We start from the raw sequence: 12165 nt of genomic DNA, 5'->3' as shown, positions 1-12165 counted from the left end.
ACCCTCAAATGAGGGTCTTTTTTATTTCAGTAATAAATTTTACATGAATTTAAGATATTAGATTTAACTAATCATCCCTTTGATATTTATCAGCAGAAAATTCTTCGTCATTACATTAAAATTACAGTTTTTAAACCATCAATCTTGGATACTTTATTTTTTGTAGATGGCTAAAAATTTGGATTTTTTTAGTTTCCTAAATCAAATTCGTTTTCTTTTGTGTTGTTTTGGTTGTACTTCACCTAAAAATGTCCGACATATGCGCATGTTTAGCTTAAGATTTTGTTTGTGTTATGGCTATAATTCAATAAAATCGAAGCTAAACCTTTTCAACGTACATTTTGAGATTCAGTCTTTATGCAGATTTACCTGGCACGAAATAATCAACAAGCTGGACCATATACGCTTGAACAGCTAAATCAGATGCTTGCAAGCCAGCAAGTATTATTGACTGATTTGGCCTGGCACCAAGGCATGACCGAATGGAAAGCTTTGGGTGAGCTCACGCAGGGTAAATTCGTTTATGAACCTGAAGGTTATATTCCACCTGCACCAGTTGCCGAGCCAGCAGCACCATTTGAGCAGCCTGCAGCACAAACCAATACTTATGCACGTCCTGCACCAAAAGCGAATACATCTGAACTGGCGAGTATTCCTGCACGTATTTTTGCCAAGTTCGTCGACCTGCTGCTCTGGATTCCAGCAACTTTCATTTTGACTGCCTTCTTCACAGCTGAAGAAAAACTGCGTTTTACCCAGCTAAATGAGCAGATCATGACGCAGGCTATGGGTGGCAATGCAGATCAGAACAGCGTGCTGGAATTGCAGTCTCAAATGCTGGATATGTTCTCTACTCAGGCTTGGACAGCAGCAGGTTTATATCTGCTGATCATGCTGGTTATCCAAGGTTACCTGATTGCAAAATCTGGTCAAAGCATTGGTAAAAAACTGACTAAAATTAAGATTGTAGATGCTGAAACTGGTACTCAAACCTCACTCATGCGTGCCTTTACTTTGCGCAGTATCGTGTTCATTTTGCCTACAATTTATTTTATTCCATTGTTCTCGCTTGTGGACTGGATTTTCGGTTTGGGCAAAAACCGTCAGACTTTGCACGATAAACTGGCGAAAACCAAGGTGATCAAGCAATAAAATTAAGTTCTCTTTAAAGGGATGCTCTGCATCCCTTTTTTCGCTCATAACTTTGAAATTAAAATAAAATTACTATAAATATTCGACAATCCCGAGCAGTAAAATCGGTTTTTATTACAGTCATTTAAAGCCTCTTTATATATAGCTTAGTTTGTTGTAATCAGGCATAATGCCCTACAACGTAGCGGTGTCTCATGATTAGGAAGATTTTTTGTTAACAAATGAATCTTTTTAATCATGCGACACTTTAATCGCTATCCCATATTAATTTAGGGAATGGGACTCTTCACCGAGGTTGTAAAATGAGACAAACGATTTTAGCTGTATTGTCTTTATCTGCGATGTCCGCACTTTTAACAGGGTGTGGTGGTGATTTAGTACTTCTGAACTCTAAAGGTCCAGTTGCAGCAGGCCAAAGTAGCCTGATGATGACTGCGATTTACTTAATGCTTCTGGTGGTTATTCCATCAGCAATCATGGCATTATGGTTCGGTTGGAAATATCGCGCATCGAATAAAGACGCAGACTATAAACCTACTTGGGCACACTCTACTGCAATTGAAATTGTAGTTTGGGGTATCCCAGTTATTATTATTGCTATTCTTGCCTGGTTAACTTGGTGGGGTTCCCACAAGTACGACCCGTACCGTCCGCTTGAGGCTGACAAGGCACCATTGACCGTTCAAGTTATTGCTGAACAGTTCAAATGGGTCTTCATCTACCCAGAGCAAGGCATTGCGACTGTTAACGAAATCCGCTTCCCTGAGAAAACTCCGGTTAGCCTTCGTATCACTTCTAACTTCACGATGAACTCATTCTTCATCCCTGCGTTAGGTGGTCAGATCTATGCAATGGCGGGTATGCAAACTCACCTGAACCTGTTGGCAGATGAAACTAGCCCAGCTGAAGGCTACCGCGGTTTCTCTTCTAACTATTCTGGTTATGGCTTCTCACAAATGCGCTTTCGCGCTCACTCTGTGACTGATGCTCAGTTTGCTGAATGGGTTTCTGCTGTTCAAGCAGGTAACGGTACTTCAGTAAATCCAGAAGCAGTTCAAAAAACTGTTCTAGACCAGGCTGAATTCGCATCTCTGCGTGACGGCAACCGTGGTAAACACCAGATTGAAGCGCTGATCGCAAAAGCAAATACTCCTGAAGAGAAGGCTGCTGCTGAAGCTATGAAGCCTTACCCAACTAAGCCACATCCAGTGACTTATTACTCTTCTGTAGAGCAAGGTTTGTTTGAATCTGTGATTAATCACTACATGAGCAACTACCATGGTGCTGACCACTCAGCTCCTGCTGCAGAGCACGGTGTTGCGCACGAAGAAGCTGCTGCTTCTGAAGCACATGTAGCTGATGCACATGCGACTGCTTCTCAAGGGGAATAAGACATGAACTTATTAGGTAAGTTAGGTCCAGATGCAATTCCTTACGATCCAATCGTATTGGTTACTGTTGCAATGATGATCTTAGGCGGTATCGCAGTTGTTGCTGGTATCACCTACTTCAAAAAATGGGGCTACCTGTGGAACGAATGGTTCACATCTGTAGACCATAAAAAAATCGGTATCATGTATATCTTCGTGTCGATTATCATGCTCGTGCGTGGTTTCGCCGATGCGATCATGATGCGTCTTCAGCAGTTCCTTGCAAAAGGTGGTGGTGAAGGTTACTTGCACCCAGAACACTATGACCAGATCTTTACCGCGCACGGCGTGATCATGATCTTCTTCGTAGCAATGGGTCTTGTAGTTGGCTTAATGAACGTAGCTGTACCGCTTCAAATCGGTGCACGTGACGTTGCCTTCCCATTATTGAACTCTCTAAGCTTCTGGCTATTTGCTGGTGCTGCGGGTCTGATGATGGTGTCTCTGGCTCTTGGTGAATTCGCTGCAACTGGTTGGATGGCATACCCTCCATTATCAGGCATTGAATATTCTCCAGGTGTCGGTGTTGACTACTATATCTGGGCACTTCAGGTTTCAGGTCTAGGTACGCTTCTTACTGGTGTTAACTTCTTTGTTACCATCATCAAAATGCGTGCGCCTGGCATGAAGATGATGGATATGCCGATTTTCACTTGGACTTCGCTTGTAACAGTTGTGTTAATCGTTGCAACCTTCCCAGTGTTAACTGCAACACTTGCAATGCTGTCTCTTGACCGTTACTTCGGTTTCCACTTCTTCACAAATGACATGGGTGGTAGCCCAATGTTGTACGTGAACTTGATTTGGACTTGGGGTCACCCAGAAGTTTATATCTTGGTATTACCAGCTTTTGGTATTTACTCAGAAGTGACTTCAGTGTTCTCACGCAAAGCATTGTTCGGCTACAAATCTATGGTGTACGCAACTGTAGCAATTGGTGTTCTTTCACTGGTTGTTTGGGTTCACCACTTCTTTACCATGGGTGCTGGTGCCAACGTTAACGCGTTCTTCGGTATCATGACCATGATTATTGCGATCCCGACTGGTGTAAAAATCTTCTCTTGGTTGTTCACCATGTACAAGGGCCGCATTACTTACACTACTCCAATGCTATGGACACTTGGCTTCCTTGTGACTTTCGGTATCGGTGGTTTAACAGGTGTATTGATGGCAGTTCCACCAGCGGACTTCCTGGTACATAACTCTTTATTCCTGATCGCTCACTTCCATAACGTAATTATTGGTGGTGTAGTATTCGCAATGTTCGCAGGTATCATTTACTACTGGCCAAAAATGTTTGGTTGGAAACTAAATGAAACTTGGGGTAAAGCAGCATTCTGGTTCTGGTTCTTCGGTTTCTACTTTGCATTCATGCCACTTTATATCCTTGGTTTCATGGGTATGACTCGTCGTCTGAATACATTTGACAACCCAGAATGGGACCCATATGTAAATATCGCGATGTTCGGTGCGATTCTTATTGCACTAGGTATTGCCTGCTTCATTATGCAGATCGTTGTTGGTTTCTTGCAACGCGAACAAAATATGGACTATACAGGCGATATCTGGGATGGTCGTACACTTGAGTGGGCTACTTCGTCTCCATCTCCATTCTATAACTTTGCTTACCTTCCAAAGATCAATGGTATTGATACTTTCTGGACTGACAAAGAGAATGGTGTTGCATACGCAAAACCAACCAAGTACGAAGACATCCATATGCCGACTAACCGTGCTGCTGGTTTCGTTATCGCCATGTTCATCACTGTTATGGGCTTCGCGTTAATCTGGCACATCTGGTGGTTAGTAGTTGTTACTTTCGTTGCATCTATCATCAGCTTCATCGTTTCTTCTTTCACCAAGAAAGTGGATTACTATGTTCCAGCTGCTGAAGTTGAGCGTATCGAAAGTGAACGCTATGCGATCCTTGAAAAACACTTGAAGAAGGACTAAGACCATGGCTGAAGTACTTCATCACGACAACCACGGACACGATGAGCATCATCATCACGATGATACTGACATCACTGTCTTTGGTTTCTGGACTTACTTGATGAGTGACCTTGTCCTTTTCGGTACACTCTTCATTGCATTCGCTGTTTTGAGTAGCCACATTCCTGTGGGCACTCCAAGCGCGAAAGATCTGTTTGGCGATTCTTTAGGTTTCGTTCTTACTGAAACCTTCGCCCTTCTGATCTCTTCTGTAACCTTTGGTTTTGCAGTTCTTGCTGCATACAAAAAAGACGTTGCAAAAGTACTGACTTGGTTAGCGATTACTTGGGTATTCGGTGCTATCTTCATCGGCATGGAACTATATGAGTTCAATCACTTAGTTCATGCGGGTCACGGTCCAAGCACAAGTGCGTTCTTATCTGCGTTCTTTACTTTGGTAGGTACGCACGGTATTCACGTAACTTCTGGTCTGGTCTGGATGATCGTGCTTATGATTCAAATCAAGAAATATGGTTTGACTCTTGCAAACACGCGTCGTCTAGCTTGCCTAAGCTTGTTCTGGCACTTCCTTGACATCGTATGGATCTGTGTATTCAGCGTAGTTTACTTGATGGGAGTTCTGTAATGAGTCATGATCATAACGCTGCTGGCGAATCACACGGTAACGTGAAGCAATACACTATCGGCTTCATTCTGTCTGTTATCCTTACTGTAATTCCATTCGGTATGGTTATGGCGGGCGGTTTTGGCCGTGGTATCTTGATTACTGTCATCGCGATCACTGCGGTTGCTCAGATTCTTGTACAGCTGATTTACTTCCTGCACATGAACTCTTCTTCAGAGCAACGCTGGAACGTAATTGCATTTGTGTATACCATCTTAACCATTGCTATTCTTTTAGTAGGTTCTGTATGGATCATGAACTACCTTCACTACAACATGATGATCTAAACTGGTTGTCATGCTGAAAAAGTATTTATTCCTGACTAAGCCAGGAATTCTCTTTGGTAACTTTGTTACCACTTTGGGCGGCTACTTTGTAGCCGCTCAAGGTTCTGTAGATTTCCTTCTCCTGCTCCTTACCCTTTTTGGTACTACATTCGTTGTAGCATCAGGATGTGTGGTCAATAATGTAATTGACCAAGACATCGACCAGAAAATGCAGCGCACACAAAATCGTGCTCTTGTTAAAAAAACCATTTCTGAACCTGTCGCACTTGTCTTTGCTTTTGTATTAGGTCTGGTCGGTTTTAGTGTTCTCTGGCTTTGGGTAAATGCATACGCTTTCCTATTCGCAGTTATTGGTTTTGTCGTATACGTTGGTTTTTACAGCTTATGGACAAAACGAACAACTATTCACCAGACACTGGTAGGCAGTATTTCTGGCGCAGCTCCGCCTGTGATTGGTTATACCGCTGTTGCAAATCAGTTTGACTTAGGTGCCCTGCTGATCTTCGTTGGGTATGCCTTCTGGCAAATGCCTCACTCGTGGGGAATTGCAGTTTACCGTTTTCAAGATTACAAAAATGCAGGTATTCCTATTCTACCTGTAGCACGTTCAATTCACCGCACCAAGGTCGAATCGCTGATTTATGTGATTCTGTTTGGTGTTGTCATGAATGGCCTGTTTTTCTTTGGCTATGCCAACTGGCTCTATATGGCGGTGTTGAACATCTTAACCCTGTACTGGATTTATTTAAGTATTCAGGGCTTTAAGGTTAAAGATGATGAGGCGTGGGCCAAGCAGTATTTTATGTATTCTGTGAAGCTGATTACTGTGATCAGTATTCTGTTCTGCTTTACATCGACTGCTCCAAAGATGCCTTATATCATTTTTTAAAAAGATAGAGTTTTACTCTATCTTTTTTTATTTGAGCCTGTTATTTCCCCGACTCTTTTTTAAATACTTCTGCTCTTATCTTTATAAACCCTGTCTTTCTGAAACCAACTGCAAAAATACACTTCAATCTTTCTAAAGTGCATTTAACGCATAAAATAAGAATTCTACTTGAATAAAAAGATACTCATTATGGCGAGATTAGAATTATCTCATTACCAACCATCATTGAATCACCAATTAATTAATCTCAGTCAATTTTCTCTTCTCTTTTCTGTGCTACTCATTCCAGCCCGTACAAAACTGCTGTTTAATTATGCAATTCTTGCCAATCTGGTTGTATTTCTCCCCAAAACCCACTAAACTTCACGCTTCACAAATATTGCGACACAACCTTGGTTGTGACTCCTTGCTTCAATTGACTTAAAAATTGGGGCTGTTTAAACCGTAAGGAGCTGACAATGCGTCACTACGAAATCGTACTATTGGTACATCCAGACCAAAGCGATCAAGTTGTGGGTATGGTAGAACGTTACCTAACTCACATCAAAGAAGCTGAAGGTCAAATCCACCGTCTTGAAGACTGGGGCCGTCGTCAATTGGCTTACCCAATCAACAAGATCCACAAAGCTCACTACATTCTTATGAATGTTGAGTGTGGTCAAACTACTCTTGATGAGCTTGAAGAATTATTCCGTTATAACGACGCAATCATTCGTAGCCTTATCATCCGTCGTGAAAACGCTATCACTGAAGAGTCACTATTGGCTAAGAGTGCTGAAGAAAAACGTGCGCGTAAAGCTCAACGTGAAGAAGCACAACACGCTCAAGACTCTGCTGAAGCATAAGGAGAACCTAACATGGCACGTTTTTACCGTCGTCGCAAGTTCTGCCGCTTTACAGCTGAGAACGTTACGTACATCGACTACAAAGATATCGACACTTTAAAACAGTACATCACTGAAAACGGCAAGATTGTTCCTAGCCGTATTACAGGTACTAAAGCTCGTTACCAACGTCAATTAGCGCTTGCTATCAAACAAGCTCGCTACTTGTCTTTGATCCCTTACACTGACAATCATAAGTGAGGTTGAGCTGTGGATATTATCTTATTACAACGCATTAAAAACCTTGGTAAACTTGGTGATAAAGTTTCAGTTAAAGCTGGTTACGGCCGTAACTTCTTGATCCCACAAGGTATGGCAGTTGCTGCTACTGAGTCAAACACTGCGGCTTTTGAAGCTCGTCGTGCTGAACTTGAGAAAGCTGAAGCTGATATTTTAGCTGCTGCTCAAGCACGTGCTGACCAATTGAACGAAGTAAATATCGTAATCACTGCGAAAGCTGGTGATGAAGGTAAACTGTTCGGTTCTATCGGTACTCGTGACATCGCTGACGCGTTGACAAATGCTGGTCTTACAGTTGACCGTGCAGAAGTACGTCTTCCAAATGGCGCACTTCGTAACACTGGTGAATTCAACATCGCAATCCAATTGCACCATGATGTTGTTGCAGAAGTTCTAGTTACTATCGTAGCTGAGTAATTTCTCACCAAGAAAAAGAGCATGCTTTGGCATGCTCTTTTTTTATCTAAAATAATTCGAAGATATGGCATATCTCACTTTCATTTTATTATTCGCGTAATTTTAAAAATACACTTCGCATTTTTTAACGGAACGCGTATTATTTCACTTCGTAGTTGATAGTTGCTATCCATCTCCGAGAATATTTAAACCATTGTATTAAAATTCAGGGCTTTATATGTCACAGGCGAATGCCAGCACTAAGCACAACAGCGCTAAACCAGAAATTGTTGCTGATACTCAGCTCAAGGAGTTTCGCACGCCTCCACACAATTTAGCGATTGAACAAGCTGTACTTGCTGCCTTAATGACGGTTGCCGAATCTTTTGAACAAGTCGGTGATGTGCTTACTGAGAACGATTTTTATGCAACCCGTCATAAATATATCTTCCGTGCGATTGATCAGCTGTCCAAGGACAACTCTCCTTACGATGCCGTACTGGTGCATGACTGGCTAATTAAACAGAATCTGCTGGATGCCATTGGTGGTGAAGAATACCTGATGCAGCTCATGGCTGACTCGCCATCAAGTTTCTACAACCTGGAAACTTACGCCAACAAGATCAAGGAATTCTCGACCTTACGTAGCATGATTAAAGTCAGTTCTGAAATCCTGCAAAATGCCTATGACACCAAAGGTCGTAGCGTCAGTGAAATTCTGGATCTGGCAGAAACCAATATTTTTTCGATTGCCGAGCAACATAATAATAATGCCAAGGCACAAGGGCCGAAGGCAATCAATACCGTCGTTGCAGATGTCTTTGATAAGTTGAATGAACTTTCACAAATGGAAGGTTCGATTACTGGTCTCACCACCGGCTTCGTCGAACTCGACAATAAAACCTCCGGCATGCAATCCGGTGACCTGATTATTGTTGCAGCCCGTCCATCGATGGGTAAAACCACGTTTGCCATGAATCTGGTAGAAAGTGTGCTGTTTAACAACAATCTGCCTGCCCTGGTTTACTCGATGGAGATGCCAGCCGACTCGATCGCGATGCGTTTGATTTCATCCTTTGGTCGTGTGCATCAGGGTCATTTACGTGCTGGTAAAATGGACAGTGATGAATGGTCTAAAGTCACCAGCACCATTGTGCATTTGCAGGAAAAGAACCTGTATATCGATGACTCCTCTGCTCTGCCACCAACGGAAGTTCGTGCACGTGCGCGTCGCATTGCCAAAATGCATGGCGGTAAGCTCGGCTGTATCATGGTCGATTACTTGCAGCTCATGAAAGTGCCTGGCATGGGTGATAACCGTGTCGGCGAGATTTCGGAAATTTCCCGTAGCTTAAAAGCGCTCGCTAAAGAAATGCAGTGTCCTGTCATTGCCTTATCGCAGTTGAACCGCTCTCTGGAAAACCGTCCAAACAAACGTCCAGTCATGTCTGACTTGCGTGAATCTGGTGCGATCGAGCAGGATGCCGATTTGATCATGTTTATTTACCGTGATGAAGTCTATAACAAGGAATCTAAAGAAGCCGGGACTGCCGAAATTATTATCGGTAAACAGCGTAATGGTCCAATTGGTACTGTGCGTCTAGCCTTCGAAGGTCAGTACACGCGCTTTAGTAACCTCTCTCCTGAGTTCTATGCGCAGTATGACGATGAAGAATAAACCTTGTGTTTGAAACTGATTAAAAAAAGAGACCCAAATGGTCTCTTTTTTTATTGCTTAAGCATACCTTGGAGGAAATTATATAAATGAGCATGTCCATTTGTGGCAGATAGGACTACAATATTTACAATTTTGAAATGACTGATTTTGTTTTATCAATACAGTTATTTCTCTCCCTCTTTTGTGTATTTCACACAACATCATTTTGTCATCCCGAAGGAGTATCTAGGGTGCGCCAAGCAACAGTTTATATTGACAGTACAGCACTGCAATATAATTTAAACCGTGTCAAACAACTTGCCCCAACCGCTAAAATCGTCAGCATGGTTAAAGCCAATGCTTACGGACATGGAGTTAAAGACTGCTTAGCAGCCTTAAAAGATAGCGATGCCTTCGGTGTCGCCTGCCTTCAGGAAGCACTGGAAATTCGTGAACTCGGCTATCAGCAACCGATTACGCTGATTGAAGGTGTTTTCTCTGCTGATGAAATTCAGATCGTGATCAATCAGAATATTGAAGTTGTGGTACATCATCAGGCACAGCTTGACTGGCTACTGGCTCATAAAGATGCTTATATCACTAAAGGCCTTAAAGTCTGGGTGAAACTGAACAGCGGCATGAACCGTCTGGGCTTTAAAATTGATGTGATTAAACAGGTGATCAATCAACTCAAAGCTGAAGGTTTTACTTGTGTACTTGCGATGCATTTTGCCAATGCAGATGCTGATCACCCATTGAATAAACAGCAAATCCAGCAGTTCCTTGAAGTAAAAAATGACTGTGCCCCACTCATGGGGTCATGCTGTAATTCGGCTGCGATTTATAAATATCCTGAACTGCATTTTGACTTTGTCCGTCCAGGTATCATGCTCTACGGCGCGACCCCATTTGCAGATAAAACGATTCATGATCTGGATTTAAAACCAGTGATGACTTTCACAGCTGAAGTCATTGCGCTAAATCATATTAAAGCGGGTGAACACGTCGGTTATGGTTCGACTTTCACCGCAGATCAGGACATGACATTGGCCATTGTTTCAATTGGCTATGGTGATGGTTATCCACGTGCCTTCCCGAAACAGAATTATGTTGCAATTAATGGACAACAGACTCGCGTGATTGGTCGTGTCGCAATGGATATGATTGCGATAGATGCAACTGATCTTAATCTGCAGCTTGGCACTGAAGTAGAACTGTGGGGTAAAACCCGCCTGGTCGATGATGTCGCTGAAGCAAATGGCACTATCGGCTATGAATTGCTGTGTCGTATGTCTGCACGTCCAGTCCGAAAACTAGTTTAAAATACCGTGCATTAAAAAGCCCAATATTAATTGGGCTTTTTAATTTAATTTTCTGTAGTTTCTTCTTGGTCTTGAGTTTGTAGCTGAGTTAATAGCGCGTCTACATGCACTTGTTCAAAACTATGTGGTGTAAAGTCATTAAAACCCATATTTGTACAAAAGTCCCGGATTTCATCGCGTCGTGAAATATACTTCATCGACCAGCCGGCAAAATTAATCTGCTCAAGCGGGCGCATTTCAAAACGTTTGATATTCTCATGCCGTGGATCTTTACTTAGCTTTTCAAATAATACATTCAGATGTTCCAATTTGCCTTCAAGACATTGAAAAAAATAGCCATCTGCAAAATATAACGCCCCAGTAATATCGTGACGATAATTAAAATCTCGTGCCTCGGCCAGAATATCCGTTAAGTCATCGAGCAAATTCGACTTATCAGAGGTACTCTGACTGGCATAACAAAAATGATGCATGCTAACCTCTGTAATTTAAATTTTCTTAAATTTAGCATGCCACTGTAACCTGATATCAAACAGATAGATAGTTTTATTGAAAATAATCTAAAGTTGGCTTAGGTAATTCCTGCAAACCTTTCTTTAAAGTATCCGACCACTGCTTACTGATTTTGGTGAAATATTCATCATCTTCCTGAATGCGTTTACCTACCGGAATTTCAAATGTGTCTTTATGATAAACCAGCACATCCAACGGCATCCCTACGGAAACATTGGAACGTAAAGTCGAAGCGAAGGAAATCAGTGAACATCGCAGTGCTTCATCTAGTGGCATATCATAGCTGAGTGCCCGATCCAGAATCGGCTTGCCATATTTACTTTCCCCGATCTGGAAATACGGCGTATCACTGGTTGCACAGATAAAGTTGCCTTGCGGATAAATATGATAGAGCTGCATATCTTGTCCGGCAATCTGACCTCCCACCAATAAGCTGCAATAATAGTTGCTTTGCTCCATGGTATCTGTAGTTACACTTTCAATCACATGCTTCAAGGTGCGACCGACCAGTTCCGCGACTTCAAACATGGTATGCAAACTGAGAATATTAGGTTCCTGATTCAGTTCCAGCTGATTTTTAATATGCCCGATCACCGCTTGTGTCGTAGCCAGATTTCCCGATGCCTGAATAACAATGACGCGCTCACCCGGAATACCAAAGGTATATAATTTGCGAAACACCGAGATATGATCCACACCTGCATTTGTGCGAGTGTCACTAATGAACACCATCCCCTGCTCCAAACGAAGCGCACAACAATAAGTCATTTTTTGTCCT

General features: G+C 42.4%; 13 protein-coding genes. 11 read left to right on the top strand and 2 right to left on the bottom strand.

The features are described 5' to 3' along the window. The first annotated feature begins 357 nt into the window (after positions 1-357). The 11 genes from C8322_RS06185 to alr all read left to right on the top strand — a co-directional run bounded on the left by C8322_RS06185 (position 358) and on the right by alr (position 10874). A complete protein-coding gene (locus tag C8322_RS06185) occupies positions 358-1152 on the top strand; it encodes an RDD family protein (protein ID WP_004815705.1) in 795 nt (264 codons plus the stop codon). Positions 1153-1454: 302 nt separating this feature from the next. Then, positions 1455-2543: a ubiquinol oxidase subunit II gene (gene cyoA / locus C8322_RS06180; RefSeq protein WP_004815702.1), complete on the top strand. Its 1089-nt coding sequence runs from the start codon at positions 1455-1457 to the stop codon at positions 2541-2543. Positions 2544-2546: 3 nt separating this feature from the next. Next, positions 2547-4535 (top strand): cytochrome o ubiquinol oxidase subunit I, encoded by a 1989-nt coding sequence (cyoB, locus tag C8322_RS06175; protein WP_004815701.1) that lies wholly within the window; start codon positions 2547-2549, stop codon positions 4533-4535. 4 nt (positions 4536-4539) lie between these two features. After that, the gene (cyoC, locus tag C8322_RS06170; protein WP_004815698.1) at positions 4540-5160 is read left to right on the top strand and encodes a cytochrome o ubiquinol oxidase subunit III; all 621 of its coding nucleotides are present in this window, start codon (positions 4540-4542) and stop codon (positions 5158-5160) included. Then, a complete protein-coding gene (locus C8322_RS06165) occupies positions 5160-5486 on the top strand; it encodes a cytochrome o ubiquinol oxidase subunit IV (protein WP_004815696.1) in 327 nt (108 codons plus the stop codon). Before cyoC ends, C8322_RS06165 begins: the two co-directional genes overlap by 1 nt. A 10-nt stretch (positions 5487-5496) precedes the next feature. Continuing rightward, on the top strand, positions 5497-6375 hold the full coding sequence (gene cyoE, locus C8322_RS06160; protein ID WP_004815695.1) for a heme o synthase: 879 nt from the start codon (positions 5497-5499) through the stop codon (positions 6373-6375). Between the two features lie 458 nt (positions 6376-6833). Then, positions 6834-7220: a 30S ribosomal protein S6 gene (rpsF, locus tag C8322_RS06155; protein ID WP_004278789.1), complete on the top strand. Its 387-nt coding sequence runs from the start codon at positions 6834-6836 to the stop codon at positions 7218-7220. Between the two features lie 12 nt (positions 7221-7232). Continuing rightward, positions 7233-7460: a 30S ribosomal protein S18 gene (gene rpsR, locus C8322_RS06150; RefSeq protein ID WP_004278792.1), complete on the top strand. Its 228-nt coding sequence runs from the start codon at positions 7233-7235 to the stop codon at positions 7458-7460. A gap of 9 nt (positions 7461-7469) precedes the next feature. Further along, the gene (rplI, locus tag C8322_RS06145) at positions 7470-7916 is read left to right on the top strand and encodes a 50S ribosomal protein L9 (RefSeq protein ID WP_004815692.1); all 447 of its coding nucleotides are present in this window, start codon (positions 7470-7472) and stop codon (positions 7914-7916) included. A 217-nt stretch (positions 7917-8133) separates the two neighbouring features. Continuing rightward, positions 8134-9573 (top strand): replicative DNA helicase, encoded by a 1440-nt coding sequence (gene dnaB / locus C8322_RS06140; RefSeq protein ID WP_004815691.1) that lies wholly within the window; start codon positions 8134-8136, stop codon positions 9571-9573. Positions 9574-9803: 230 nt separating this feature from the next. Beyond that, on the top strand, positions 9804-10874 hold the full coding sequence (alr, locus tag C8322_RS06135; protein WP_004815688.1) for an alanine racemase: 1071 nt from the start codon (positions 9804-9806) through the stop codon (positions 10872-10874). A 44-nt stretch (positions 10875-10918) separates the two neighbouring features. On the opposite strand, the gene C8322_RS06130 is transcribed toward alr, so the two are convergent. After that, positions 10919-11347, bottom strand: a complete 429-nt coding sequence (locus tag C8322_RS06130) for a BLUF domain-containing protein (protein WP_004815687.1) — start codon at positions 11345-11347, stop codon at positions 10919-10921. A 73-nt stretch (positions 11348-11420) separates the two neighbouring features. Next, positions 11421-12155: a proteasome-type protease gene (locus C8322_RS06125; RefSeq protein WP_004815684.1), complete on the bottom strand. Its 735-nt coding sequence runs from the start codon at positions 12153-12155 to the stop codon at positions 11421-11423. Positions 12156-12165 lie beyond the last annotated feature (10 nt).

This window comes from Acinetobacter sp. SM1B (genome assembly GCF_003289665.1).
GTDB lineage: Bacteria > Pseudomonadota > Gammaproteobacteria > Pseudomonadales > Moraxellaceae > Acinetobacter > Acinetobacter schindleri.
The sequence above is the reverse complement of the archived record's forward strand: the minus strand, read 5'-3'. Positions and strand labels throughout refer to the sequence as shown.

Excerpts from the sequence above, each read along its gene's own strand:
- rpsF (WP_004278789.1), top strand. The coding sequence starts at position 6,834 with ATGCGTCACTACGAAATCGTACTATTGGTACATCCAGACCAAAGCGAT.
- cyoE (WP_004815695.1), top strand. The coding sequence starts at position 5,497 with ATGCTGAAAAAGTATTTATTCCTGACTAAGCCAGGAATTCTCTTTGGT.
- C8322_RS06185 (WP_004815705.1), top strand. The coding sequence starts at position 358 with ATGCAGATTTACCTGGCACGAAATAATCAACAAGCTGGACCATATACG.
- cyoB (WP_004815701.1), top strand. The coding sequence starts at position 2,547 with ATGAACTTATTAGGTAAGTTAGGTCCAGATGCAATTCCTTACGATCCA.
- C8322_RS06125 (WP_004815684.1), bottom strand. The coding sequence starts at position 12,155 with ATGACTTATTGTTGTGCGCTTCGTTTGGAGCAGGGGATGGTGTTCATT.
- C8322_RS06165 (WP_004815696.1), top strand. The coding sequence starts at position 5,160 with ATGAGTCATGATCATAACGCTGCTGGCGAATCACACGGTAACGTGAAG.
- cyoA (WP_004815702.1), top strand. The coding sequence starts at position 1,455 with ATGAGACAAACGATTTTAGCTGTATTGTCTTTATCTGCGATGTCCGCA.
- C8322_RS06130 (WP_004815687.1), bottom strand. The coding sequence starts at position 11,347 with ATGCATCATTTTTGTTATGCCAGTCAGAGTACCTCTGATAAGTCGAAT.
- rpsR (WP_004278792.1), top strand. The coding sequence starts at position 7,233 with ATGGCACGTTTTTACCGTCGTCGCAAGTTCTGCCGCTTTACAGCTGAG.
- dnaB (WP_004815691.1), top strand. The coding sequence starts at position 8,134 with ATGTCACAGGCGAATGCCAGCACTAAGCACAACAGCGCTAAACCAGAA.
- cyoC (WP_004815698.1), top strand. The coding sequence starts at position 4,540 with ATGGCTGAAGTACTTCATCACGACAACCACGGACACGATGAGCATCAT.